15 protein-coding genes and 1 pseudogene are annotated in these 24,944 nt (G+C 67.2%); 11 read left to right on the forward strand and 5 right to left on the reverse strand.

Features of this window, described 5'->3' with window-relative positions; all coding sequences use genetic code 11:
• Positions 1-20 precede the first annotated feature (20 nt).
• Together femX and CRP56_RS21115 are read left to right on the forward strand one after the other, a co-directional pair.
• Complete coding sequence (gene femX / locus CRP56_RS21110) at positions 21-1,142, forward strand: peptidoglycan bridge formation glycyltransferase FemX (RefSeq protein ID WP_059194383.1); 1,122 nt, start codon at positions 21-23, stop codon at positions 1,140-1,142.
• Between the two features lie 65 nt (positions 1,143-1,207).
• The gene (locus CRP56_RS21115) at positions 1,208-2,239 is read left to right on the forward strand and encodes an alanine racemase (protein WP_097266228.1); all 1,032 of its coding nucleotides are present in this window, start codon (positions 1,208-1,210) and stop codon (positions 2,237-2,239) included.
• A 111-nt stretch (positions 2,240-2,350) separates the two neighbouring features.
• On the opposite strand, the gene CRP56_RS21120 is transcribed toward CRP56_RS21115, so the two are convergent.
• Positions 2,351-3,838 carry a glycosyltransferase family 87 protein gene (locus CRP56_RS21120; protein WP_257040851.1) on the reverse strand — a complete coding sequence of 496 codons (1,488 nt, stop codon included), beginning with the start codon at positions 3,836-3,838 and terminating at the stop codon, positions 2,351-2,353.
• Between the two features lie 173 nt (positions 3,839-4,011).
• Between CRP56_RS21120 and CRP56_RS21125 the strand changes: the two genes are divergently transcribed.
• Positions 4,012-4,506, forward strand: coding sequence for an SMI1/KNR4 family protein (locus CRP56_RS21125; RefSeq protein WP_179851079.1), 495 nt, complete (start codon positions 4,012-4,014; stop codon positions 4,504-4,506).
• Between the two features lie 93 nt (positions 4,507-4,599).
• Here the strand turns inward: CRP56_RS21125 and CRP56_RS21130 are convergent, their stop codons facing one another.
• The gene (locus CRP56_RS21130; protein WP_143664920.1) at positions 4,600-9,072 is read right to left on the reverse strand and encodes a golvesin C-terminal-like domain-containing protein; all 4,473 of its coding nucleotides are present in this window, start codon (positions 9,070-9,072) and stop codon (positions 4,600-4,602) included.
• Positions 9,073-9,541: 469 nt separating this feature from the next.
• On the opposite strand from CRP56_RS21130, the gene CRP56_RS21135 reads away from it, so the two are divergent.
• Both CRP56_RS21135 and CRP56_RS21140 read left to right on the forward strand, forming a co-directional pair.
• Entirely contained in the window at positions 9,542-9,724 is a 183-nt protein-coding gene (locus tag CRP56_RS21135) for a LuxR C-terminal-related transcriptional regulator (protein WP_097266234.1), read from the forward strand.
• Positions 9,721-10,206, forward strand: coding sequence for a DUF2690 domain-containing protein (locus tag CRP56_RS21140; protein WP_097266236.1), 486 nt, complete (start codon positions 9,721-9,723; stop codon positions 10,204-10,206). Before CRP56_RS21135 ends, CRP56_RS21140 begins: the two co-directional genes overlap by 4 nt.
• A gap of 40 nt (positions 10,207-10,246) precedes the next feature.
• Here the strand turns inward: CRP56_RS21140 and CRP56_RS21145 are convergent.
• Positions 10,247-10,783 (reverse strand): annotated as a pseudogene (locus tag CRP56_RS21145) (penicillin-binding transpeptidase domain-containing protein); the annotation flags it as partial.
• Between the two features lie 757 nt (positions 10,784-11,540).
• A complete protein-coding gene (locus CRP56_RS21155) occupies positions 11,541-14,153 on the reverse strand; it encodes a transglycosylase domain-containing protein (protein ID WP_179851080.1) in 2,613 nt (870 codons plus the stop codon).
• A 366-nt stretch (positions 14,154-14,519) separates the two neighbouring features.
• On the opposite strand from CRP56_RS21155, the gene CRP56_RS21160 reads away from it, so the two are divergent.
• The 4 genes from CRP56_RS21160 (at position 14,520) to CRP56_RS21175 (ending at position 18,342) form a co-directional block, all read left to right on the forward strand.
• Positions 14,520-15,209, forward strand: a complete 690-nt coding sequence (locus CRP56_RS21160) for a PadR family transcriptional regulator (RefSeq protein ID WP_097266240.1) — start codon at positions 14,520-14,522, stop codon at positions 15,207-15,209.
• Positions 15,210-15,253: 44 nt separating this feature from the next.
• Positions 15,254-16,336 (forward strand): inositol-3-phosphate synthase, encoded by a 1,083-nt coding sequence (locus CRP56_RS21165; protein WP_097266242.1) that lies wholly within the window; start codon positions 15,254-15,256, stop codon positions 16,334-16,336.
• A 97-nt stretch (positions 16,337-16,433) separates the two neighbouring features.
• The gene (locus CRP56_RS21170) at positions 16,434-17,696 is read left to right on the forward strand and encodes an MFS transporter (protein WP_097266244.1); all 1,263 of its coding nucleotides are present in this window, start codon (positions 16,434-16,436) and stop codon (positions 17,694-17,696) included.
• A gap of 124 nt (positions 17,697-17,820) precedes the next feature.
• A complete protein-coding gene (locus CRP56_RS21175) occupies positions 17,821-18,342 on the forward strand; it encodes an LppU/SCO3897 family protein (protein WP_097266246.1) in 522 nt (173 codons plus the stop codon).
• A gap of 111 nt (positions 18,343-18,453) precedes the next feature.
• On the opposite strand, the gene CRP56_RS21180 is transcribed toward CRP56_RS21175, so the two are convergent.
• Positions 18,454-19,896 carry a CCA tRNA nucleotidyltransferase gene (locus CRP56_RS21180; protein WP_097266248.1) on the reverse strand — a complete coding sequence of 481 codons (1,443 nt, stop codon included), beginning with the start codon at positions 19,894-19,896 and terminating at the stop codon, positions 18,454-18,456.
• Between the two features lie 297 nt (positions 19,897-20,193).
• Here CRP56_RS21180 and CRP56_RS21185 point away from each other — a divergent pair, with 297 nt between their 5' ends.
• Together CRP56_RS21185 and murJ are read left to right on the forward strand one after the other, a co-directional pair.
• Positions 20,194-22,566, forward strand: a complete 2,373-nt coding sequence (locus CRP56_RS21185; protein WP_097266250.1) for a DUF6049 family protein — start codon at positions 20,194-20,196, stop codon at positions 22,564-22,566.
• A gap of 44 nt (positions 22,567-22,610) precedes the next feature.
• Positions 22,611-24,872, forward strand: coding sequence for a murein biosynthesis integral membrane protein MurJ (gene murJ / locus CRP56_RS21190; RefSeq protein WP_097266252.1), 2,262 nt, complete (start codon positions 22,611-22,613; stop codon positions 24,870-24,872).
• Positions 24,873-24,944: the final 72 nt, after the last annotated feature.

The raw sequence follows: 24,944 nt of genomic DNA on the forward strand, positions 1-24,944 counted from the left end.
CAGCCCGAGGAGCGCCCCGAATGAGCCTGACCCTGAGGACGATCAGCCGCGAGCAGCATCTGGCCTACATCCAGAGCCTGCCGTCGGCGAGCCACATGCAGGTTCCGGCCTGGGCAGACGTCAAGGCGGAGTGGCGCTCGGAGAACCTCGGCTGGTTCGACGACAAGACCGGCGAGATGGTCGGTGCGGGCCTCGTCCTCTACCGCCAGCTGCCCAAGATCAAGCGCTATCTCGCCTATCTGCCCGAGGGCCCGGTCATCAACTGGTTCGCGCCGAATCTGACCGACTGGCTGGAACCGATGCTCGCCCACCTCAAGCACCAGGGCGCCTTCTCCGTGAAGATGGGACCGCCGGTGATCATCCGGCGTTGGGAGGCCCCCTCCATCAAGGCGGGCATCCAGAACCCGGACGTGAAGCGGCTGCGCGACATCGAGGCCGACTTCATCGAGCCGCGCGCCTTCGAGGTCGCCGACAAGCTCCGTCGGATGGGCTGGCAGCAAGGTGAGGACGGCGGCGCCGGCTTCGGTGACGTCCAGCCGCGGTACGTCTACCAGGTGCCGCTGGCGAACCGGTCCCTGGAAGAGGTCCACAAGAACTTCAACCAGCTGTGGCGCCGCAACATCAAGAAGGCCGAGAAGGCCGGCGTCGAGGTCGTCCAGGGCGGCTACCACGACCTCGAGGAGTGGCAGCGGCTCTACGAGATCACGGCTGTGCGCGACCACTTCCGGCCCCGCCCGCTGTCGTACTTCCAGCGCATGTGGACGGCCCTCAACACCGAGGACCCCAACCGCATGCGGCTGTACTTCGCGCGCCACAACGGCGTGAACCTCTCGGCTGCGACGATGCTGATCGTCGGCGGGCACGTCTGGTACTCCTACGGCGCCTCCGACAACATCGGCCGTGAGGTCCGGCCCTCGAACGCGATGCAGTGGCGGATGCTGCGCGACGCCTACGCGCTCGGCGCCACCGTCTACGACCTGCGCGGCATCTCCGACTCGCTGGACGAGACCGACCACCTCTTCGGTCTGATCCAGTTCAAGGTCGGCACCGGCGGTCAGGCCGCCGAGTACCTCGGCGAGTGGGACTTCCCGCTGAACAAGCTGCTCCACAAGGCGCTCGACATCTACATGTCGCGTCGCTGAGCCACCACAATTCGCTTTCATACCTCTGATACACCGCAGCCACGAGAAAGGTTCCAGGTCCGGCCATGGCGCTCACGCTCTACGTCGACACCGCGCGCTGGCGTGCGCACCACAAGCACGTGCAGGACCAGTTCCCAGGGCTCGTCCCGGTCTGCAAGGGCAACGGCTACGGCTTCGGGCACGAGCGGCTCGCCGAGGAGGCCACGCGGCTCGGTTCGGACGTCCTCGCCGTCGGCACGACGTACGAGGCCGCGCGCATCAAGGACTGGTTCGGCGGTGACCTGCTGGTGCTGACGCCGTACCGGCGCGGCGAGGAGCCCGTCCCGCTGCCCGACCGGGTCATCCGCTCGGTGTCGTCGATCGACGGGGTCTACGGCCTCGTGGGCGCCCGGGTGGTCATCGAGGTGATGTCCTCGATGAAGCGGCACGGCATCAGCGAGCAGGACCTGCCGCAGCTGCACGCCGCCATAGAGAACGTCCGCCTGGAGGGCTTCGCCATCCACCTGCCGCTGGACCGCACCGACGGCTCGGACGCCGTCGAGGAGGTCATCGGCTGGATGGACCGCCTGCGCGCGGCCCGCCTGCCGCTGCACACGATGTTCGTCAGCCACCTCAAGGCCGAGGATCTCGCCCGGCTCCAGCAGCAGTTCCCGCAGACCCGCTTCCGCGCGCGGATCGGCACGCGGCTGTGGCTGGGTGACCACGAGGCCACCGAGTACCGCGGGGCCGTCCTGGACGTCACGCGCGTGACCAAGGGCGACCGCTTCGGCTACCGGCAGCAGAAGGCCGCCTCGGACGGCTTCCTGGTCGTCGTGGCGGGCGGTACGTCGCACGGGGTGGGCCTGGAGGCCCCGAAGGCCCTGCACGGCGTCATGCCGCGCGCCAAGGGCGTCGCCCGCGCGGGGCTGGCCACGGTGAACCGGAACCTTTCTCCGTTCGTCTGGGGCGGCAAGCAGCGCTGGTTCGCCGAGCCGCCGCACATGCAGGTGTCGATCCTGTTCGTGCCCTCCGACGCCCCCGAGCCGAAGGTCGGCGAAGAGCTGGTGGCCCATCTGCGGCACACCACCACGCAGTTCGACCGGATCGTCGACCGCTGAAGCGTTAGGGTCGCCTGAGAAGCCGTACGCAGACAGCCGAAAGGCCGTACACGGACTGCCCGTGTACGGCCTTTCGCTTGGTTCTGCCGGAGGTCATCAACTCCCGTTCGCTCAGAGCGAACTACCGCCGGAAGGGGAGTCTCCGCGCTCGCCCCACTCGACCTGCGGTCCGGCGAAGTGGGCCGCGTGCCGCGGGGGATGGGCGGCGGGGCCGAGCACGAACACGTCCTCCGCCCCGTCGAGAACACCGCCCGAGGGGTCGTCGTCGCCCGCTCGTCGTACGACGTCCCGCTCCGGCATGAGGATGTCGCGCACGACGACGACGCACAGGTACAGCGTGCCCAGCAGATGCAGGCCGATGGCCCAGTGGTAGCCCTCCTGCGGCAGACCCTTGTGGGCGTCCGCGCTGGTCGTGTACGCGAGGTACATCCAGATGCCCAGGAAGTACGCCACCTCACACGCCTGCCAGATCAGGAAGTCCCGCCACTTGGGCCGGGCCAGCACCGCCAGCGGGACCAGCCACAGGACGTACTGCGGCGAGTAGACCTTGTTGGTGAGGATGAACGCCGCGACGATCAGGAAGGCCAGCTGGGCGAAGCGCGGCCGGCGCGGGGCGGTCAGGGTGAGCGCGGCGATGCCGACGCAGCACAGCAGGACCAGCAGCGTGGCGAGCATGTTGACGGTGTCGGTGCTCAGCGGGTCGGACGAGTTCTGGGCGAGGATCAGCCAGAAGGACCCGAAGTCGACGCCGCGCTCCTGGCTGAACTCGTAGAACTTCGCCCAGCCGTCCCAGGCGAGCAGCATCACCGGAAGGTTCACGACGAGCCAGGCGACCGCGGCTCCACCGAACGCCTTCCCGAAGTCCCGCCACTTGCCGGCGCGCCAGCACAGCACGAACAGCGGGCCGAGCAGGAAGACGGGGTAGAGCTTGGCGGCCGTGGCGAGGCCCAGCAGGACGCCGAACGCCAGCGAACGGCCCCGGGACCACATCAGCATCGCGGCGGCCGTCAGGGAGACCGCCAGGAGGTCCCAGTTGATGGTGGCCGTCAGCGCGAAGGCGGGCGCCAGGGCGACCAGCAGACCGTCCCAGGGGCGCCGGGCCTGCGTACGGGTCACACAGACGGCGATGACGGCCGCGCAGGCCATCAGCATCCCGGCGTTGACCATCCAGTACCACTGTTCCTGGTCCTGGATGCTGCCGCTGCCCGGCGTGAGCCAGGCGGCGACCTCCATGAACACACCGGTCAGCACCGGGTATTCGAGGTACTCCATGTCGCCGTTGAGCTTGTCGAAGTACGGCACGAGCCCGTCGGCGAAGCCGCGCCCCGCGTAGAGGTGCGGGATGTCCGAGTAGCAGGCGTGCGTGTACTGCGAGCTGGCGCCGAAGAACCAGCCGCCGTTGTAGCAGGGCGCCTTCTGGATCAGACCGAGGGCGAACATGCCGATGGCCACGAGCGCGATGACCCGCACGGGAGTCCACCAGGACGTCCCGAGCAGTGCGCGCCGTCCGATGGGGCCCCCGATCAGCTCACTGCCGGTCGTGGCGACCTCGTCCTCTTCGGTCGGCCGCACCGTTCGCTCGTTGCCCACGCTCGTCATGGGGGTCATCCTGCCGTACGTGGCTGTGGGGGCGTCGAGCATACGCCGGAAGGCGCCGCGACCGCCCTTGGCCACCGCCTCATAATGAGGCGGTCGTGTCGGGAGAGAGGACTGCGATGGGTCGAGGATCTCTGGATCGGGCTTGGTCGGGCGTGGAGCAGTGGCTTGAGGTGATGGCACCCGCGAGCCGGGCCGCGCTACGGCCGCCCGCTGATCCCGCGGCGATCGCGAGGGCACAGGAGGAAACGGGGGCCGAGTTTCCCGACCAGCTGGTACGTCTCTTCGAACTGCATGACGGCGCCGACCACACCGAAGCGGGCGCCTTCCTCCCGGGCGAGGCACGGCTGCTCTCCGTCCAGGAGGCCACCGTGCTGACCAGAAGGCTGAGCGGTTCCATCGACAGCGACGAGGTTCTCGGGGTGTGGTGGCACCCGCAGTGGATTCCCTTCTCGGCCAACCACGACGGGGCCAGTTGCTGCTTCGTCGACGCTCGTCCCGGGCCCGGCTACGGGAAGGTGGGCTATTTCTTCATGGAGAGCGGCGGGGAGTGCGGGCGGTGGGATTCGCTCGCCTCTTTCACCGAGAACCTGGCCGACGCGGTCGAGAACGTCACGAAACTGCGCGGCTATGTGCCTTTCGTCAAGGACGACGCGCTGTCCTGGGACTGAACGAACGTCCCCGGGGCCGAGTCGGGGTTGAGCACGGCAAGGGGGGTACGCACCCGGCTGGTGCGCACCCCCCTTTTTGTCACGGGCTGCCGGTTACGGCTTCATGGTGCAGTCGATCTTGGGGCCCGCGGCCGAGCAGTCGTCGAATCCCGGGATGTCCACCCAGTAGGAGTCGGAGTCGAGCAGCCGGAAGTACGACGCGAAGCCGCTGAAGCGGTTCATGGAACCGCCGTTCTGCCACTGGGACATCGAGGAGCGGCCGCACACCTCGTTGAAACTGGGCGGGTCGTACCGATCGTCGTCGTACAGCTTCCAGGTCCCCTGGCTGATCCTGGTCGCGTACGTCTGGACGCACTCGTTCCCCGAGGAGACGGGATTGCGGCCGTTCATGTCCGACGGCATACCGGCGGACTGATAGGAGCCCGCGAAGGCGAACTCGTCGCACGAGGCGACATCCGGAGTACCCGTCGACACCAGTTCCGGCAGCAGGGTGGTGTCCGGGTGGTAGGCGTAGGACGTCGGGCAGATGATCCTCCGGTTCCTCTCCGTTTCCCTTTCCCACTTGTTCTTCAGGTTGGGAAGGAAGTTCATGGGCGACTTGAACTTCTTCGACCCCGCGTGCGGTGACAACGCGTTCTGGATGAGCCAGGCGTGCGCCGCGGCGGCCGGGTACTTCGCCGAGTTGAACTGGTAGGTGGGCTGGTACGTCCCGAAGCTGCAGCCCACCGTGTTGTTGATGGCGAAGTTGTCGCACTGCGGAAGCAGGTCGTGGGCGTAGACCTTGACCGCGGTGGGGCCGGCCACCGGCGTGTAGCCCTGGAACTTCCAGTTGAAGCCGAGGATGTCCCAGCCCTTGGTCGTCGTGTAGTTGGTCCAGGAGTGCTTCTTCGTCGCCCTAGCGATGTGGGCGTCACCGGGCGTCCAGGTCAGCGACGAGTCCCACTGCTCGGGCTCGGACGTGCACGTGCTGCCTTCGTCGAAGCAGTTCATGCGCATGTCCAGCGTGATGTTCACCAGTTTCGGATCCAGCGTTCCGATCGGCCAGACCTCCATCTGCTGCTCGAAGTCCTTCGACTTCTGGTTCAGCTTGATCTGCTGGAAGACGTCGAAGTCGGCTTCGGCGAAGGTCGAACCGTCCTCGGTGTCGATGGCCACGTACTCGTAGGTGGTGTGGAAGCAGGCCTCGAACCGCGTGTACCGGTGCGAGCCGATGGTGTTGCTGCACCAGGAGACGATGTCGCCGAAGTCGGAAGCGATCCGCGGCGACTTCTCCTGCCGTGTCGCGGGCCGGCCGACCATCTGCTTCTTGGTCGTGAGGAGACGGGAACAGCCGCTGATCCCCCGGGAGTTCGCGGGGGAGCAGGAGTAGCCCTTCAGCTTCGCCGGCTCGCCCTTGAACGCCGTGGCGCCGGAGCCGGGTCCCGCGTTGTCCGGAATGGCTATCTCGTACTGCGGAGCCTCCATCGTGACGGGCCCGTTGATGCTGTCCCAGTCGACGTTCGCCGCGTCGGGGTTCGGCTCCGGCAGCGTGATGTCGACGGTGGGGTAGCGGCCGGGCACGAAGGCCACCGCGTCGAAGGCGATGTCCTCGTCGCCCGTGCCGTCCGGGGTGATCGTGTCCAGCTGGACCTCCGGCACGTTGTCGAAGGCGTAGATGCCCAGTTCGACCCAGCGGTTGCTGTTGCCCGGCTGGGAGATCGTCCTGGTGCGTGTTCCGTTCCTGGTCGTGATCCGGTACTTCGCGTACTTGGTCTGAGCACCGTGGTCGGGAAGGTGGACCATGACCTTGGCCCGCCCCGTGATCGACTTGTTCAGCTTCCAGTCACCCGTGATCTTCAGCCGCTGGCCCTTGGCGTCGTCGGCCCTGGTGTGGCCGAACCAGAAGTGCCCGCCGAAGCCGGCCCCCAGCTGATGCAGGTCGACCTTGGCCGGGTACACGGTCTCGACCCCGTTGTTCGCGAAGCCGAGGGTGAAGGTGCCGGAGTTCGTCCAGGAGTTGGTGCACCCCGCACGGACCACGGGCGTTCCCGCGGGAACGTCGTCGACGATCAGGGCGCCGTCCGGGAGGCCGCTGGTGGTGCAGCTGGGCGGATAGGCGGTGCCGTCGGGCTCCTCCGGCGAGGTGTCGCCGAAGCGGACGAACTCGTATCCGCAGGTGTCGACGCAGTCGCTCTTCCAGGTCACCGGCTTGTTCCACCAGCACTTGACGTCATCGCGACCGCAGGGGCCGCTGGACGCGGTGTCGTTGGAGGCGCCGTCGGAGATCCGGCTCGGGTCGCAGCTGTTGGAGGAGTCGCAGAACGCGTCCTCGGGGGCCTTCAGATGGGCGCGGTTGTAGAGCGCGCTGCCCTTGACGGTGACGGCCGAGTTGGTGCCGTTCCAGGTGGCGGGGCGGAAGGCGGGGACCAGTGTGCCGGGGGACTCAAGGAAGGAGGGCGGGTGTGCGGCGAAGCCGAGGACCTTCTCCTGGTAGGGCCAGTTCTGCGGACGGGCGGCGGCGCTGGCGTCCTCGCCGCCGGCCGCGTTCTCCATGAACGGCAGCCGCCCGGCGTCCCACTCGGGGTTGGCGGGGTTGTTGGCCCAGCCCAGCCCCCACGGTGATCCGTCACCGGCGTTGACGTGGAAGCCGGAGTTGTAGGACCACAGGGCGAAGTACCAGTTCTCCGGGCGACCGGTGGTGCCGTGGTTGGCGATCATGCCCGCCGCGCGCGTCTCGTTCCACTTGGAGACAAGGGTCTGCAGGCCCGCCGCGATGTTCGCGGTGTAGTCCAGAGCCGCGGCACGCTGCTTCTCGTACGGCCAGGCCTCGCCGCCGTGGCCGTCCTCACGACCGGCCATCCGCATGTGGTCGGTGATCTGTGTGATGCCGTACCCGCAGTCCGCCTTGGCGAAGTTGATGTCCCAGTCGTTGCTGGTGTTGCCGTCGTAGAGGTCGATGCCGTAGTAGTTGCCGATCAGCGGGTTGGCGGTGACACCGGGGACGGCCTCGCGGCCCGCCTGCCACATGTTCGACTCCTGGGTGGTCACGCCGAGCATGACCTGCGCCATGGCACGGCCGCCGCCCTCCAGCGCCGGGTTCAGGAAGAGGGTCTGCGGCTGGTAGGCCGGCATCCCGAGGTTCTTCCAGTTGGCCGGGCGCGAGATGTGCGTGTTCAGCAGTCCCTTGACCGCCATGTCCACGGCCCACTCCACCTGGCGCGGCTTGGGCTGCATCGCCTGGTTCCGGGGGTCGTTGCGGGGTACGGAACAGGTGCGTTCCGCCTCGACGGGGTCGTTCGGATCACCGGCGGCGGCCGCCACCGATGTCCTGGCTCCGTCTCCGGATCCGGTCGACAGCCCCGGGGACGCGGCACGGTCCTGGCCCGCGGGTGCCAGTACCTGCCGGGCCGGGTCGACGGTGAACGAGGCCTTGCGGCCGGTGGCGCGCGTGGTCAGGGACAGCTTCACCGTACGAGCCCTGGTGGCCTCGCCGGGCTGCAGCAGCGTGCCCTTGCCGTCGGCCCACGCCGTGTGGGTCAGGACGGCCTCGCCGCGTGTGGAGACGGTGACGTCCTTCGGGGTGGCCGCCAACCGCCGTACCGACGAGGGCAGGTGGCCGGCCTTCACCGACTGCCTCGTGGTGCCGGTCACGTATACGGTCCCGGCGCTGCGCGTCAGTCCCGTCTCGGTGGCACGTCCCTGGGCCAGTACCGCCGCACGCGTCCGGCGTGCGTCCGGATGGGCCAGGGCGGCGGCGCCGACGCGCTTGACCTTGGATATGAGGCCCCGCTTGTCGAGGAAGGTGAGCCCGCCCCGGCCGTCCGGGCTGAGCCGGTAGGGCACCCCGTCCGTACGGACCAGGGCCTCGCGGCCGCCGTCCGCCTTCACGCGTACGACCTCCGCTCCCGAGGCGGCGGCTATGGAACCGTCCGCGACGGGCACCGCGGACGTGTACTGCCCCTTGAGTGCGATCGCCTTGCCGGGCTTGCCCGTGGACGTGTTCAGCTTGATCAGCCGAGTGCCGCCCAGGTCATCGCCACCGGACTGGGTGAGGACGGCTGTTTCCCCCGTGCCGCATCCCGGGTTGTAGTACGACAGCGAGGCCTTGAGCCCCAGTTTCCTGACTCGGCCGTTCGTCAGGTCGACGATCGCCGTGAAGCCGCCTCGAGCCATCAGCTGCGGCTTGTTGGTGAACGTACGCGGCGCGTAGACCACGACCGCCCGCCGGCCCGAGCCGGTGACGCACACGTTGCCGATCCAGGCATCCGCGTCGAACCCCGGTTCGGACAGCGACGCGGCCGTGCGCCAGGTGTAGCCGTCCTTCTTCCGGGCGGTGAGGAGATGGAAGCCGTCGGCGTCCCCGGACGTGGTCCACGCCAGGTCGTCCGACTTCTTCCAGTTCTTGCCCAGCAGCTCGGAGCGCCTGTCCGCCGGTACCGAGAACGGGGTGTGCCCGCTGTCGGCGGCGTCGGCCGCAGGGGCAGGTGTCCGGTCGGACGCCATGGCGGGTGGCTGCATCAGCCCCGCCAAGGCCGCGGTGGCCGCCAGGGCGACCGCGGCGGTCGTCCTGCGTCTTCTATGTGTCAACGCAACTCCCTCGAAGGTGGATTGCTGCGCAGTTCACACTCGGCCGCCGATTCCGAATGATGCGGTTAATTCCACTTCATTCGACCCAAAGGGAACGGAACGACGGTCACCGAGTGAACCCAGCAAAGGCAAATCACCGACATGACACCATGAGGGAACTGCCGAAAACACAGATACCGTTGGCGCATTTACGCCCAGTCGCCAGGAATACGAACGAGGAAGTATGCAAATCCGCCGGAAGCCGGAAAAATAACCAGATCCAGCCCGAAAAAACCGAATGACATGGCGCAATTACGCCAAACTTTCGCCCGTTATGCACAGAAGGCTGGCTTTAAACATCTTGCTCACCCTCAGTCGCAACACATAAAGTGAAGTGCGCGCGCCGGCAATCTGCAGCAAACTAGAGCGGTAAAGAACACGCAAACGGGGGTCCGCATTGGGCCGCAAATTATTCACCGATGACCTGGAAATGGAGATCCTTCGGCTTATGCGAAGCGGTCTCCCGGACAAAGCCATTGCTCAGCATCTCACCCTCGGCCACAGGACTGTCCAACGCCGCGTGAACAGGCTGATGGAAGAGCTGGAGGCACGTGGGCGATTCGCACTGGGCCTGCGCGTCAGCGAGATCGGACTGCTGGACGAATCCGTATGACCGAAGACCATATAGCCAAAGAGGGATCCATGAAGAAGAATTCAATGATCAAGGCCGCTGCCGTCACCGGAGCGGCAATGACCGCCGTGTTGATTCCACTGGGCGGAACGTCGTACGCGGCAGGTTGCCTCAGCACGGGGTGCGACAACAAGGGCCCTGTTTCCATGAACTGCGACGACCAGTACACATCTACGGTACGGACCGTGAACAACAACGAGCGGATCGCCGAGCTCAGATGGTCGAGCACCTGTGACGCCGCCTGGGTCCGCGTGCACAACACGTCGAGTAATCCGACCTACAACGCCTTCGGGTACATAGAGAAGTACAACTCGTCCGGGACACTTCTCAAGTCGCTTTCCGTCGCAGTGCCGGACTCCGGAAACGACTGGTCGAACATGCTGGGCGGCGCTTCGTACTACTACCGCGTGTGCATCAGTTTCCAGGGCAACGAGTATCCCCTGAAGTGCAGCACGAAGTTCTGAGTGACCTCGGGGCCCTCCGAGCGGCGGGCCCCGAGGATCATCAGCCTGCGGGTCCTCCGAAGATGCCGCCGTTGCCGTTGCCTCTGGTGGTGTCCGTCTCCGTGGCCGTCGGCGTCGCCGTGGAGGTCACGCCTCCGTCCGTACCGCCGTTGTCCGAGCACTGCCAGCTGAACTTGCAGGACTCGCCGGCCGACGGCGAGGGAAGGGTCTCGGTCTCGCTGGGCGTCGGGCTCGGCGTCGCGCTCGGCATCCGGGAAACCAGGGTCGTTGTCGCCCTTCAGAGCGGCCTTCATGTACTCGGTCCACATCGACGTCGGGGTGTCACCGTGGATCGAGTCCTCACCCGCCGTGCCGTTCATGGAGAGCAGCTTGTTGGTCTGGGGGTCTTCTCGGAACATCGCGACCGATGTCGACAGCTGCCGGGTGTAGCCGACGAACCAGGCGGACTTGTTGCTGTCGGTGGTACCGGTCTTGCAGCCACCGTACGACCGAGGGCCTTCGCGTTCTTACCCGTGCCGTTCTGAATCACGTTCTCAAGGGTGTCCGTGACGTTGTTCGCCACGTTCTCGGGCACTGATCAGGCGGGTCCGTTGCTCGGTGTCGCCCTCGTAGGACAGCTGGGTGAAAACGGCCCGTTCGTCCGAACCGCAACCGGGGCTGAAGTAGGCCAGCGAGGCTTGGAAAGGCAGCTTGGTGACCTTTCCGGTGGTGGGGTCCACAGTGACCACGAAGGCGCCCCGTGCCATTACTGTACTTCCTCGCAGTCGAGGGGGTTTCTCCATTCGTTCACTCTCAGGGAGACCAATGAAAAATAGGACCAGATTTGCCCTTGCCGCCTCCGGCTCCCTTTTGCTCTTGGGTTTTGCGGCCACTCCATCTCAGGCTGTTGATGTGCACACCGCATATTGCGCAACCACCGGAGCAAACGGGACTCTCATCACGACTGGCTGGGACTACAACGACAACGGTATCCCTTACCTCACCTTGACAGTGCGGGACAGCAGTGCCGACGGGCACCATGTCCGGGTCCGTTTGGTCACATCTCATGTGGATGGAAAGACATATTTCCCCTGGCATGCCAACTATGACGGAGCGGGCAGCGCCAAGACCTTTGAGTCTTACGTGTCCGGATATGGAACCATCTCTGGCGCAGCAATTCAGGTGGCCCGCTTCGAGGGTGACACACTGCTGAACTATTGCACGGAGTGGGCTTCCGACTAAGAAGTCCCGGCATGAGGGTAAGTGAATCAATAAATATGAGGAGGGCTGAGACACCGCCTGTAATGCGGTGTCTCAGCCCCTCCTCATGTAACTTAATTCAGGTGGCGAAGGCTTTACCCTGATGATCCTCCAAAGATGCCACCTCCATTGCCGTTGCCCTTGGTGGTATCTGTCTCCGTGGCTGTCGGTGTGGAGGTCACGCCTCCGTCCGTACCGCCGTTGTCCGTACCTCCGGTGTCCGAGCACTGCCAGCTGAACTTGCAGGACTCGCTGGCCGACGGCGGGGGAAGGGTCTCGGTCTCGCTGGGCGTCGGGCTCGGCGTCACGCTCGGCGTCTCACTCGGAGTCGCGGTGACGGACGGCGTCGGGGACGGCGCACCCGCCTCGTCCTGGATCTCACCGATCTTCTCGGCATCCGGGAAACCGGGGTCGTTGTCGCCCTTCAGAGCAGCCTTCATGTACTCGGTCCAGATGGATGTCGGGATGTCACCACCGTGGATGGACTCCACACCCGCCGTGCCGTTCATGGAGAGCAGCTTGCCCTCCTTCGGGTCCTCTCGGAACATCGCGACCGACGTGGCGAGCTGCTGGGTGTAGCCCACGAACCAGGCCGACTTGTTGCTGTCGGTGGTACCGGTCTTGCCGGCGGCCGTACGGCCCAGGGCCAGTGCGTTCTTACCCGTACCGTTCTTGATGACGTTCTCGAGGGTGTCCGTGACGTTGTTCGCCACATTCTCCGGAATCGCCAGGGTGACCTTCGGCTTGCTGAAGCCTGGGACGTCCGTGCCGTTGTGCTTGACGCCGGTCACCGAATACGGGTCTGCGTGCTTGCCGGAGGCGGCGAACGTCGCGTAGGCGTCGGCCATCCGGATGGCGCTGGGGGTGGAGGTACCGAGGGCGAAGGAGGGGTTGAGACCTGCAAAGGTGCTCTTCAGAATGCCGGACTTCTCAGCTACGTTCGCGACGTTGTCCAACCCCACGTCCACGGCGAGCTGCACGAACGGGGTGTTGACGGACTGCTCCATCGCCTTGCGCAGGCTGATGTAGCCCCAGGGATAGTCGCTCTCGTTCTCCTGATAGAAGATCGAGTTGTCCTCGCGCAGGTAGTAGGTGCCGTCCGGCCTCTGGACCTTCAGATGGTCGTTGCCATTGTACTTGCTCAGCGGCGAGACGCCGTTGTCCGGGTCCTTGTACGTGCCGTACTCCATGGCCGCGGCAAGAACGAACGGCTTCCACGTAGAACCAACCGGCACACCCGAAGTGTCAGCGTTGTTGTTGAAGTGGCCGTTCTCGTAACCTGCACCGCCGTAGATCGCGACGAGCGCACCGTCCTTGGGCCGCACCGACGCCGCGCCGAACTGGACGTGCTTGTCCTTCTCGCGCTTGTCAGGGTCGATGTTCTGGTCCTCGACCTTTTTGACGGCCTTGGCCAGATCGTTGACCTTCTCCTTCTCGAAGGTCGTGTAGATCTGGTAGCCGCCCTTGTCGAAGTCGGCCCGCGAGATGTTCGAGTGGGACAGCACGTACTTCTTGGCCGTGTCGACGAGGTAGCTGATCTGGCCGGTCATGCCCTTGGTCGCCTTGAGGCCCTGCGGCGTCGGATACCTCTTGGTGGCCTTCTGGTACTGAGCGTCCGTCAGGTGATCGTCGTTGTGCATCTGCTCCAGGATCCAGGCCCAGCGTTCCTGGGAGCGCTTGAGGTTGGCGGCCTTGTTCGCCGAGGGGTCGATGCTCGTGTTGTCGATCGGGTCGTAGTACGTCGGGCCCTTGAGCAGCGCGGCGAGGAAAGCGCACTCGGAATCGGTGAGGTCCTCGGCGTCCTTGCCGTAGTAGGTCTGCGCGGCGGCCTGGATGCCGTAGGCGCCACGGCCGTAGTACGACGTGTTCAGATAGCCTTGGAGGATGTCGTCCTTGCTGAGCTTCGTCCCCACCTTGATGGAGATGAACATCTCCTTGAACTTCCGGGAGACGGTCTGTTCCTGGCTCAGGTAGGTGTTCTTCACGTACTGCTGGGTGATGGTGGAACCACCCTGGGTGTCACCGCCGCGGGCCATGTTGGCGAGCGCTCGCGCGATACCCATGGGGTCGACGCCCGAGTCGGTGTAGAAGCTCTTGTTCTCCGCGGAGATCACGGCCCACTGCATGGACTTGGGGATCTTGTCGATGGAGACGTTCTGCCGGTTCACGCCGCTGCCGGTGGCGACCATCCGGCTGCCGTCGGCCCAGTAGTAGACGTTGTTCTCGGACTTCGCCGCGGCGTTCTCACTGGGGATGCTCACCATCGCGTAACCGAGGCCCGCGATGGCGACCAGACTGCCGAAGAAGGCGAGGCTGAGCCCGGAGACGAGGCGCCAGGAAGGCACCCAGCGCTGCCAGCCGTACTTGCCGGCGCGCGGGTAGTCGATGAACCGGTTCTTGGTGGAGGCGGCGGCTCGGCCGCGTCCAGGATCGGTGGAGCCGCGGCGCGCACCGCGCCCCGTGGGCTCGGGCGCTCTGCGCCTGCTGCCCCCGCCTCTCTGCGCCGCGCGGCGGGCCTCGGCGCGGCCGCCGTACGGCCGCTCCTCCGCACCCGACTCGTGTGAACCCGACCCGTACGCGTCGGAAGGAGATCCGGTGGCGCCACGCGGTGCCGCACGGCGGCCGGAGGACGAGCCGGACTGGCCGCGTCGGGCCGCGGCACGTCCGCCTCCCTGCGGCTGCGGCGGTTTGCGACGGTGCTCGCTCATCGAACGACTACTCCTAGGGCAGGCGCACCTTTGCGCGCCTGGAAACGGCGGCTGCTGGTTTCCGGTCCCCCCGAAGTACGGATGCGGTCGCTTTCGCATTCACCCGTACTGCACCGGGGACGATGACGCCCCCACGCGTCACTCGGTTCCCGGTGGTGTGCATGCCGCACAGACTACGCACCGTCAAAACCCGCCTAGCCCCGAAGTTCACCCCAAATCAGGCAACTTGCCTGCAACGAATCGGTGATGTGATCCCGTTCACCACCCCCGCACTTGTCGCATCCGGAAGGCCGTTCTATCGTCGTGATGTATCGAGTCGATACATCAGAGCGGCATAAGCGAGCGGAAGACCGAGAGGAGGCGACCATGAGCCGGCGTTCCGGGATCCTGGAGTTCGCCGTACTCGGTCTCCTGCGCGAGTCCCCGATGCACGGCTACGAGCTGCGCAAACGACTCAATACCTCACTGGGTGTGTTCCGTGCGTTCAGCTACGGCACGCTCTACCCCTGCCTCAAGACGCTGGTCGCCAACGGCTGGTTGATCGAGGAGCCGGGGAACGCTCCTGAGGACGCCCTCGCCGCATCACTCGCGGGGCGTCGCGCCAAGATCGTCTATCGGTTGACGGCGGAAGGTAAGGAGCACTTCGAGGAACTGCTCTCCCAGACCGGCCCCGACGCGTACGAGGACGAGCACTTCGCCGCGCGTTTCGCCTTCTTCGGGCAGACGTCGCGCGATGTGCGCGTGCGGGTGCTGGAAGGCCGCCGCAGCCGGCTGGAGGAGCGCCTGGACAAGATGCGCGTCTCGTTCGCGCGCACCCGGGAGCGCCTCGACGACTACACGCTTGAGCTCCAGCGCCACGGAATGGAGTCCGTGGAGCGCGAAGTGCGCTGGCTGAACGAGCTCATCGAGAGCGAGCGGGCCGGACGGGACCTTCGTGGTTCCACCGGGGGGCCCGCTCAGTCCTCTCAGCAGAACAACACATCTGGAGCGACGGGCAACCTGCCACGGCCCGGGGACACCCCCCGGACCGATCTGCCCGACGACACCGCCACGTGAGCGCCCAGTCAGGGCCTCACTCGTACACACAGGGAGCAACCGGAATGGGTTCGGTTCGCGTAGCCATCGTCGGCGTGGGCAACTGCGCCGCGTCGCTGGTGCAGGGAGTCGAGTACTACAAGGACGCCGACCCGGCGACCAAGGTGCCTGGACTGATGCACGTCCAGTTCGGCGACTACCACGTCGGTGACGTCGAGTTCGTCGCCGCCTTCGATGTCGACGCGAAGAAGGTCGGCCTCGACCTCTCGGACGCCATCGGTGCCAGCGAGAACAACACCATCAAGATCTGCGACGTCCCGAACAAGGGCGTCACGGTCCAGCGCGGTCACACGCTCGACGGTCTCGGCAAGTACTACCGCATGACCATCGAGGAGTCCGCCGAGGAGCCGGTCGACGTCGTCCAGGTCCTCAAGGACAAGCAGGTCGACGTTCTCGTCTGCTACCTGCCCGTCGGCTCCGAGGACGCGGCGAAGTTCTACGCCCAGTGCGCCATCGACGCCAAGGTCGCCTTCGTCAACGCCCTCCCGGTCTTCATCGCCGGCACCAAGGAGTGGGCCGACAAGTTCACCGAGGCCGGTGTCCCGATCGTCGGTGACGACATCAAGTCGCAGGTCGGCGCCACCATCACGCACCGTGTGATGGCGAAGCTGTTCGAGGACCGCGGTGTCCGCCTTGAGCGCACGATGCAGCTCAACGTCGGCGGCAACATGGACTTCAAGAACATGCTGGAGCGCGACCGCCTCGAGTCCAAGAAGATCTCGAAGACGCAGGCCGTCACCTCGCAGATCCCCGACCGCGACCTGGGCGAGAAGAACGTCCACATCGGTCCCTCGGACTACGTGGCCTGGCTCGACGACCGCAAGTGGGCCTACGTCCGCCTCGAGGGCCGTGCCTTCGGCGACGTCCCGCTGAACCTGGAGTACAAGCTCGAGGTCTGGGACTCCCCGAACTCCGCGGGTGTCATCATCGACGCCCTGCGTGCCGCGAAGATCGCCAAGGACCGCGGCATCGGCGGCCCGATCCTGTCGGCGTCCTCGTACTTCATGAAGTCCCCGCCGGTCCAGTACTTCGACGACGAGGCCTTCGCCAACGTCGAGAAGTTCATCAAGGGCGAGGTCGAGCGCTAAAGCTCACCCCCGCTCAAAAACGCTCCTGCCAGGGCTGTGTCGAGGGTCCCCGGGTTGAACCGCCCGGGGACCCTTCCCTTGTGTGAGGCTGTGCCCCATGGCCGTCGTACGTGACCTGCGCGTCCTGCTCCGCTTCCAGGGCTTCAGACGCCTTCTCGCCGTACGCCTGCTCTCCCAGGGCGCCGACGGCGTCTTCCAGGTCGCGCTCGCCGCGTACGTCGTCTTCTCCCCGGAGAAACAGACCTCGGCCGCCGCCATCGCCTCCGCCATGGCCGTCCTGCTGCTCCCCTACTCCCTGGTGGGCCCCTTCGCCGGCGTCCTCCTGGACCGCTGGCGCCGCCGCCAGGTCTTCCTCTACGGCAACCTGGTGCGCGCGGCGATGGCCTCAGCGACGGCCCTCCTCATGGTCACCCACGCCCCGGACTGGCTCTTCTACGTCTCCGCCCTGTGCGTCACCGCCGTCAACCGCTTCGTCCTGTCGGGCCTGTCCGCCGCGCTGCCCCGCGTGGTCGACGCGGAGCGACTCGTCATCGCCAACTCCCTCTCCCCGACCGCGGGCACGCTCGCGGCGACCGCGGGCGGCGGTCTCGCCTTCGTCGTACGCCTGGTCGTGGCCGACACCGACGCGGCCGTCGTGCTCCTCGGGGCGGCCCTGTACCTGTGCGCGGCACTGGCAGCGCTGCGCATCTCGATGGAACAACTCGGCCCCGACAGCGCGTTGGTACGCCCCGGCCTCACCGCGGCCCTCGCCGACACCGCCCGCGACCTGACCGCGGGCGTGCGCCACCTCACCGGAAAACCCCGCCGGGAAGCCACCTGGGCACTCGCCGCGATGACGCTGATGCGCTTCTGCTACGGCGCCCTGCTGGTGATGCTGCTGATGCTGTGCCGCTACGAGTTCTCCTCGTCGACGGATGACGGACTCGCCCTCCTCGGACTGGCGTTGGGCATCTCGGGCGCGGGCTTCTTCGTGGCCGCCGTGGTGACACCGTGGGCGGCGGGGCGTCTCGGCCCGGGCCGCTGGATCGCCGTCTGCGCAGCAGCCGCAGCAGTCCTGGAACCCGCCCTGGGTCTCCCCTTCGCCGTCGCGCCGATGCTCGTGGCGTCGTTCGTCCTGGGGCTGATCACCCAGGGCGCGAAGATCGCGACGGACACCCTCGTCCAGTCGTCGGTCGACGACGCTTTCCGGGGCCGGATCTTCTCCGTCTACGACGTCCTGTTCAACATCGCCTTCGTCGGCGCAGCCGCTGTCGCCGCCCTGATGCTGCCGCCGGACGGGCGCTCTGTGGTGTTGGTGGTCACAGTGGCCGTTATCTACGGGGCAGTTGCTGTGTTTATGGCCCGCTTTGAGCTCCAGTAAGTGTCACATCAATGACACAGAGCCCCCCTGGAGTACAGGGGTGTCAGTGGGGGCCGGTAACTTACGTGCGTCTTACTCGCGCCTCTTTGCGCATCACTCACCCATGTTCTAGGGGGACCCCCAAGTGTCTACTCCGCCGCCCCAGGGCCCGAACCCGTACGCCCAGGGCCAGCAGCCCTACGGCCAGCCCCAGGCCCAGGCCCCGTACCCGCCGCAGGGCGGCAACCCCTTCGCCCAGGGTCAGCAGCCGGGCTTCCCGCAGCAGCAGGGCGGAGTCCCCTACGCCCCGGTCCCGCCGGCGCAGCCGAAGCGCAAGCTGAGCTTCAAGACGATCAAGAACATAGTCATCGTCGTGGCCGCACTCGGCATCGCCATCGGTGGCTGGTACTCCAGCCGTGACGACGCCAACACCGCTGCGGTCGGCGACTGCATGCACCGCGGCAGCACTGACGACAACAACCCTGACCTTGAGGTCGTCGACTGCAACTCCTCGAAGGCCCAGTACACGGTGCTGGCGAAGATCGAAGGCACGTACAGCGAGGAACTCGCCAACACCAAGTGCACGGCCGAGGCCAAGGACTTCCAGTACGTCTACACCCAGTCCGGTGACGGCAAGGACTTCCTGCTCTGCCTGAAGGACAAGTAGTAGGTCCGGCGGAACCGCACGCACCCGAGGGGCGACGTTTCACGTGAAACGTCGCCCCTCGGGGCTTTCCGAGGTCATGTTTCACGTGAAACATGACCCCGTTTCACTGCCTCAGCTTTGCTCGGCCCACCACTCCTTGAGCGCCGCAGCCGCAGCCTCCTCGCCCATCGGTCCGTTCTCCAGGCGCAGTTCCAGCAGGTGCTTGTACGCACGGCCGACCGCCGGGCCGGGGCCGACGTCGAGGATCTTCATGATCTGGTTGCCGTCCAGGTCCGGGCGGATGGCGTCCAGTTCTTCCTGCTCCTGGAGTTGAGCGATGCGCTCCTCCAGGCCGTCGTAGGCACGCGAGAGTGCCGTCGCCTTGCGCTTGTTGCGGGTCGTGCAGTCGGAGCGGGTCAGCTTGTGGAGGCGGTCGAGGAGCGGGCCCGCGTCGCGGACGTAGCGGCGGACCGCGGAGTCCGTCCACTCGCCCGTGCCGTAGCCATGGAAGCGCAGGTGGAGTTCGACCAGGCGGGAGACGTCCTTCACCAGGTCGTTGGAGTACTTCAACGCCGTCATGCGCTTCTTGGTCATCTTCGCGCCGACCACCTCGTGGTGGTGGAACGAGACCCGGCCGTCCTTCTCGAAGCGTCGCGTGCGCGGCTTGCCGATGTCGTGGAGGAGGGCGGAGAGGCGGAGGACCAGGTCGGGGCCGTTCTCCTCCAGTGCCATCGCCTGCTCCAGGACGATCAGCGTGTGGTCGTAGACGTCCTTGTGGCGGTGGTGCTCGTCGCGCTCCAGGCGCAAGGCCGGCAGCTCGGGCAGCACGTGGTCCGCGAGGCCCGTGTCGACCAGCAGGGTCAGGCCCTTGCGCGGGTGCGCGGACAGGATCAGCTTGTTCAGCTCGTCCCGGACCCGCTCGGCCGAGACGATGTCGATGCGCTCGGACATCTCCTTCATGGCCGCCACCACCTCGGGGGCCACCTCGAAGTCGAGCTGGGCAGCGAAGCGCGCCGCTCGCATCATCCGCAGAGGATCGTCGGAGAAGGACGCCTCCGGCGTGCCCGGCGTGCGCAGTACTCGGGCCGCCAGGTCCTCCAGACCGCCGTGCGGGTCGATGAACTCCTTCTCCGGCAGAGCCACGGCCATCGCGTTCACCGTGAAGTCACGGCGGACGAGGTCCTCCTCGATCGAGTCGCCGTACGACACCTCCGGCTTGCGCGAGGTCCGGTCGTACGCCTCCGACCGGTAGGTCGTCACCTCGATCTGGTAGCCGTCCTTCTGCGCACCCACCGTGCCGAAGGCGATCCCGACCTCCCACAAGGCGTCCGCCCACGGGCGCACGATCTTCAGCACGTCCTGAGGGCGGGCGTCGGTCGTGAAGTCCAGGTCGTTGCCGAGCCGGCCGAGCAGCGCGTCCCGGACCGAGCCGCCGACCAGGGCGAGAGAGAACCCGGCCTCCTGGAAACGGCGGGCAAGGTCGTCGGCGACAGGGGCGACCCGCAGCAGTTCACTGACCGCGCGGTGCTGCACCTGACTCAGGGCGCTGGGCTTGTCTTCGTTGGCGTTCGGCACAACAGAAAAGGGTACGTGGCCCCGGCGACCCGGAGCGCCCCGATTAATCGCGAGCGCCTCCGACGGACACCTCCATCAAATCTGCACAGCCCCGTGCGCAGGCCACCGCAGAAGAAGCGCCTGTCGGACGTACGGATTCGCTCCCCTTTATACGCACACATACAGGACGGCCCGGCCCGGTTTCCCGATCTTGTGGAGCAGACCGCGGCACTTCCCCTCAGCGCGCATCGTTACCATGCGTGGACGCACATTGCGACGACCACTGACGACCACTGACGACGAGGGACGGGCGAGCGCGTGGCCGAGGCGGCAGACTTCCAGGGGATGAGTCCCTCACCTGCCCGCCGGTGGCTCCGGCGCACGGGAGCACTGCTCGCCGGCGCGCCTCTGCTGGCCGGACTGCTCCAGCTGCCTGCCGCCGCGCCCGCGAGCGCCGCGTCAGGCTCCAGCACCGTGTCCGTGGACATCAACACGCTCACGCCCAGCGTCCCCACGGACGGCGACACGGTGACGGTGTCCGGCACCGTGACCAACGACAGCAAGCAGACGGTCACGGACGCCCAGGTGGATCTGCGCGTCGGCCCCGAGCTCAGCACCCGCTCGGACGTCGACAGCGTCGCGCAGCGCGGCGAGTTCCAGCCGGGCCTCGACGGGACGATCGTCGGCGGCAAGTACGTCGAGAAGTTCGCCAAGCTGGCACCCGGTGTCGCCCAGAGCTTCAGCATCGCCGTCCCGGTCGACGAGCTGGATCTCGGCTCGGACGGCGTCTACCAGCTCGGTGTCTCCCTGACCGGTCAGACCTCCGCGCAGCAGTGGCAGCAGGTCCTCGGCATCCAGCGGACGTATCTGCCCTGGCAGCCCGAAGACGCCGACACCAAGACGAAGACGACGGTCCTGTGGCCGCTGATCTCCACCGCCCACATGACCGCCGAGACGGGGTCCAACGCGGAGCAGACGCCGGTCTTCCTCAACGACGACCTGGCCAAGGAGATCTCGCCGGGCGGCCGGCTGGAGCAGATGCTGTCGCTGGGCAAGACCCTGGACGTCACCTGGGTGATCGACCCGGACCTGCTCGCCTCCGTCGACGCGATGACAGGCGCCTATCGCATCGAGTCGGGCACCGGCACGGTGGCGGGCACGCACCAGGCGGTCGCCAATCAGTGGCTGGCCGAACTTCAGGACGCGGTGACCGACAAGGAGGTCGTCGCCCTTCCGTTCGCCGACCCTGACCTCGCGTCCCTCGCCCACAACGGCACGACCGTCAACGGCTCGCTGAGCCACCTCAAGGAAGCCACCGACGCTGCCACCACCACGGTGGAGACGGTGCTCCACGTCACGCCGAACACCGACTTCGCCTGGCCCGTGAACGGCGCCGTCGACCCGTCCATCATCAAGGTCGCCACCTCCGCGGGCGCCGACAAGGTGATCGCGCGCAACGACAGCCTCCAGGAGACCGCCGGGCTGCCGTACACGCCCTCCGCGGCCCGCCCCATCGGCGGCGGCACCACCGCGGTGGTCTCGGACGCCCGGCTGTCGACCGCGTTCGAGGGCGACCTGACCTCGGCCTCCGCGTCCACCCTCGCCGTGCAGAAGTTCCTCGCCTCAAGCCTGGCGCTGAACCAGCAGGTGGACAAGCAGCGCAGCATCGTCGTCGCCCCGCAACGCATGCCGACGGCGAGCCAGGCGCAGGCGATGGCCGCGGCAGTGGCCGCCCTCCAGGGCGGGAACTGGACGCAGACCCAGACCCTGACGTCGGCGGCCGCCGCCAAGCCGGACGCGAGCGCCACCACCAAGGTGCCGCCGACCTCTGCCTACCCCGCCAAGCTGCGCAAGCGGGAGCTGTCGAAGCCGGCCTTCGAGCTGATCGCGGCCGTGCAGCACAAGCTCGACAAGTTCAAGGTGATCCTCACCAAGCAGTCCCGCGTGGTGACCCCCTTCGGGCGGGCCATGAACCGCGAGATGTCGACGTCGTGGCGTGGCCGCCCCGCCGAGGCGCAGAGCTACCGCGACGGCGTGCGGAACTACCTCGACAGCCTGACCAGCCAGGTCAAGCTGATCGACAAGTCGGAGACCAAGCTCTCCGGGCGCAGCGCCACGATCCCCGTGACCGTGCAGAACAACCTGGTGCAGGGCGTCGACCACCTCGTCCTGCGCCTCACCTCCACGAGCCCGACCCGTCTGAAGATCGGCGACGGCGACTACGAGGAACAGCAGGTCACGGTCAACGGGGGCCACAGCCAGACGGTGAAGTTCACCACTTCGGCACAGGCCAACGGCCAGGCGAAGGTGGTCGCCCAGCTGTTCACCGAGGACGGCCAGGCGTACGGCGATCCCGTCCAGTTCGACGTGAAGGTCACCGAGTTCACGGCCACCGTGATGCTGGTCATCGGCGGCGGATTCCTCCTTCTCGTCCTCGCCGGTTTCCGGATGTACAAGCAGCGCAAGCGCGCCGCCCAGCGGGAGGCCGAAGAGGGCGGCCCGGACGGTCCCGACGAGGCCGGGGAGTCGGCGGACGGCCCGGAGAACCCCGAGGGGCCCGAAGACCGTCTCACGGAGGAGTCCGGCACCCGGCCCGGGGCAGACGACCCGGAGCAGCCGAGTGACCTGACACCGGACACCGCAGCGGAAAGCACCGACCCTTCCGGCACGGGTGAGAGAGTGGACCGTTGAGGATGTCGTGGCCGGTGGGCCCGGGACGATGAGGTGGGGTAACCATGAACGCGCCGTACGACGGTGACCGCGGCCAGGCCGCGGGCAGCTCGGGCCACCCCGAGGGCCCGCCGCCCGAGCACGGCCAGGTACCGCCGCAGCCACCCGCGGACATGTACCTCCAGGACGCCTACGCCCAGGACCCCTACCGGGCCCAGGACATCTCCGCCCAGGACCCGGTCGCCGAGGCGCTCTACGACCGCGCCGCGCACCCTCCGCCGCCGCCGGGCACGTACCAGCCGCAGCAGCCGCTGTACGCCCAGCCGCCGCAGTCCCCGTACGCCCCCGACCCGCACGTATGGGCTCAGACCCCGGCGCCCGAACCGGACGGCGCGACCCAGTACCTGCCGTACGGCGACGACCCGCGCACCACGCAGTACGTGGGCGTCGACGACCTCGTCACGCACTCCGCCGAGGAGCGCCACGAGCCGGACGCGTTCGCCCACCTCTTCCGGGACCAGCAGCAGGGCGGCGGCCAGCAGCCGTACCAGCCCCCGTCGGTACCGGCTCCGTCTCCGGCCCCGGTACCGGGCGCCGAGCCCCCGATGCCGCCGTCCGCGGACAGGACCATGAACCTGGGCACGGCGCCCGCAGCACCTCCGGCGTCGCCGGCTCCGGCCGCTGCCGCGGAGAAGGGCGGGAAGGCCGGGGGGCTACTGGCGTCCAGCGCGGTGATGGCGGCGGGCACGATGGTGTCGCGGCTGACGGGGTTCGTGCGGTCGGCCATGATCGTCTCGGCTCTCGGCCTGGGGCTCCTGGGCGAGTCCTTCCAGGTGGCGTACCAGCTGCCGACGATGATCTACATCCTCACCGTCGGCGGCGGTCTCAACTCCGTGTTCGTCCCTCAGCTGGTGCGTTCCATGAAGGACGACGAGGACGGGGGCGAGGCGTACGCCAACCGCCTGTTGACGCTCGTCATGGTGATCCTGGGCGCGCTCACCGTGCTCGTCATGTTCGCCGCGCCGCTGCTGGTCCGGATGTTGTCGAACCCACTGGCCAACAACGCGGCGGCCAACGACACCGCCGTCACCTTCACGCGGTACTTCCTGCCCTCCATCTTCTTCATGGGCATCCACGTCGTGATGGGCCAGATCCTCAACGCCCGCGGCCGGTTCGGCGCCATGATGTGGACGCCGGTCCTGAACAACATCGTCATCATCGTGACGCTCGGCACGTTCCTGTGGGTGTACGGCACGGCCAAGCACTCGGGCATGACCGTCGAGAACATCCCGCCCGAGGGTGTCCGGCTGCTCGGTGTCGGCGTCCTGCTCGGCCTCGTCGTCCAGGCGCTGGCGATGATCCCGTACCTGCGCGAGACCGGCTTCAAGGTGCGTCTCCGCTTCGACTGGAAGGGCCACGGCCTCGGCAAGGCCGCGATGCTCGCCAAGTGGACGATCTTCTTCGTCCTCGCCAACCAGGCCGGCGCCCTCGTCGTCACCCAGCTGGCCACGGCGGCGATCACGGACTCCCGCGTGCCCGGCACCGGCTTCAGCGCCTACGCCAACGCCCAGCTCATCTGGGGTCTGCCGCAGGCCATCATCACCGTCTCGCTGATGGCCGCCCTGCTGCCCCGCATCTCCCGCTCAGCCGCCGAGGACGACGCGGGCGCGGTGCGCGACGACATCTCCCAGGGCCTGCGCACGACGGCGGTGGCGATCGTCCCGCTCGCCTTCGGTTTCGTGGCCCTCGGCATCCCCATGTGCACCCTGATCTTCGGGTCCTCCGGGACCGACCAGGCCACCAACATGGGCTACATGCTGATGGCCTTCGGCCTCGGCCTGATCCCGTACTCCGTGCAGTACGTCGTCCTGCGCGCGTTCTACGCGTACGAAGACACCCGCACCCCCTTCTACAACACGGTGATCGTGGCTGCCGTCAACGCCGCCGCGTCCGCCGTCTGCTACATCGTGCTGCCTGCCCGCTGGGCGGTGGCCGGCATGGCAGCCTCATACGGCTTGGCCTACGCCATCGGCGTCGGTGTCGCCTGGAGCCGCCTGCGCAAGAAGCTCGGCGGCGACCTGGACGGCGCCCGGGTCATGCGGACGTACGCCCGGCTCTGCATCGCCTCCGTACCGGCCGCGATCCTCAGCGGCGCCGCCTGCTACGGCATCGCGCACGTCCTCGGTCAGGGCGTCATCGGCTCGTTCGCCTCTCTGGTCGTCGGCGGAGCGGTCCTGCTCGGGATCTTCTTCATGGCCGCACGGAAGATGCGTATCGAGGAGCTGAACTCCCTGGTCGGCATGGTGCGCGGACGGCTGGGGCGCTGATAAGGGGGTACGCGCACAACCATCGTCCGCCACCGTGTGTCGTGCATAGCGGCGGACTGTGGGCACAATTGG

Source organism: Streptomyces sp. TLI_55, from assembly GCF_900206255.1.
Lineage (GTDB): Bacteria > Actinomycetota > Actinomycetes > Streptomycetales > Streptomycetaceae > Streptomyces > Streptomyces aquilus.